The sequence below is a fragment of the Testudinibacter crocodili genome (assembly GCF_006228025.1).
Classification (GTDB): Bacteria; Pseudomonadota; Gammaproteobacteria; order Enterobacterales; family Pasteurellaceae; genus Chelonobacter.
On sequence record NZ_VDHF01000159.1, the window covers coordinates 1 to 2,128 of the forward strand.

1 protein-coding gene is annotated in these 2,128 nt (G+C 43.8%); it reads left to right on the forward strand.

Annotation, left to right across the window (positions count from 1 at the left end):
• On the forward strand, nt 1-2,032 hold a 2,032-nt coding region (locus tag FHQ23_RS12030), incomplete at its 5' end, for an HNH endonuclease (protein WP_176552322.1).
• Nucleotides 2,033-2,128: the final 96 nt, after the last annotated feature.

The window sequence follows — 2,128 nt, forward strand, 5'->3', positions numbered from 1 at the left end:
CCTGAACGGTGGGGCGATAGCCGGTACTCAAACCGATAAAAATCGCCTTGCCACCAACCAACTGACCTTCACGGACATTGAAAACCACAGTGAGAGCAAGGCGGTGAGTGCGAGCATTGGGGTGAGCACGAGTTCGGACTTGAACAAGGACGAAAACGGCAAGGTAATCAAAAACGACAAAGGCGAGCCGGAACGAGTGACGGACGTCAGCCCGACGGGCGGCTTGCCGATGGTCAGCAAAACCCGAGATAACACCACAACCCAAGCCACGCTGAGTGAAGGCACGATAATCTTAAACAAAGACAGCAGCCCGATTCAAACGACGGCGGCAGCGTTGGGGATTAACAGCGACAGCAGCAAAGGCAACGCACAGACTGAAAAACCAAAAGACATCAACACAACACTTGCTACGCAAAAAGCCATGCAAAGTGCGGTTGCGGACATCAGCGCAGGGGTGAGTGCCTATAGCGCCCAACAGCGCAAAGTGGCGGAAGTCAAAAAAGCCGATGCTGCACAAGCCATGGCAAATGCGCAGCAAAGCGGTAATCAAGCGGCTTATGAGCAAGCGGTTGCCGCCTATGAACAAGCTGACAGCGAAGCAAAGGCGTGGGGTACCGGTGGCAGCTATAACCGAGCGGTTGATACGGCAACCAAGGTTATCACCTTGGCGATAGCCAACGGCAACACGGCACAGTTGACGGCGATCGCCCTTTCTCCACTGGCGAACCAAGCGATTAAGGATGCGACGACGGATGAAAACGGCAAGGTGGACAAAACCACTAACCTAATTCTTCATGGCATCTTAGGTGCGGTAGAAGCGCAAGTTAACGGCGGCAGTGCGTTGGGCGGTGCGGCGGCAGCGATAACGGGGGAAGTGACAGCAGAACTGCTTGCCAAGACTATTTACGGCAAAAGCGCAAGCGAATTGGACGAACGGGAGCGGCAAAATATCTCAAGCCTCAGCAGCCTGACAGGCGCATTATCGGCAACGATAATAGCGCAAACGGACGGAACAGCTACGGATAGCACAACTGCACTTGTTAATGCTGCAACAGGGCAAGTGATAGCGGAAAGTGCGGTTGAGGGGAATTTATTATCTATAATTGAATCTAATCCTCAAGTAGATTGGGCTAATGTAGCGAAATCAAAAGCCTTCGAAGAGGAGGCAAATCGCATAGCAATAGAGCAAATGGAGAAGAATCACCCTGAGCTTATGGAAACACTAAGAGCAGGGGGAACAATTTCAGGGATTTTAGCTGATTTTACGCCTGTTGTAGGTGATGTGAAATCATTTGTAGAGGCAGAGGATGGTATTGATTTTGCTCTAGCTTTAGTTGGAGTTATTCCTGGTGCTGAGGTAGTTACAAAAACACTTAAAGAAGCTAAGCAATTATATATAATAGCTCGAAAAGCAGAGAAAGCAGGTGATTTAAAACAAGCTCAAAAAAATATTGATCAAGCAAAAATATTATTACAAGACAATGATGTTGTTGGATTTTATCAATCGCATACTTGGAGGGAGTCATTTGAAAATCAGTATGGTAAGAATAATGTAAAATCTACTACTGTTGTAAATAATTCTAGGGCAACAGTAACAGATAGAATCTTAAAGACAGGTGAACAAATTTCTGTTGTTGAATCTGAGGGTAACAAAGCAGTTAAAATTTATTCTAAGCCAGATACACTTGGTAATAAAAAAGAAATTGCAAATATTCCTTATGATTCAAAGGGATTACCTATATTCGATGATGTTGCAGTTTTTTCAACTAAAATTGATAATAGTAAAAGTTATTCAGGGCAAATGAGACAGGCATCACGAGATATGTGGATTGTGATAAAAGATGATCCTATTATGAAAAGTAAATTTACACTACAGCAATTAGAGGACATGCAAAAAGGGAAAAGTACCATCACGGGTTATACTTGGCATCATAATGTACAGTCATCACCAAATAATATGCAGTTAGTACCTGTAAATATACATGATGCGGTTAAGCATATAGGGCAAGGTTCTTTACAAAAAGGAAAATAATATGGAATCATTGAGGGTTTATCGAGATAATGGAAAAATAGATATTTCTTTAATTAATGAATTTGAAAAGAAAATGATGGTTAAATTACCCAGTTC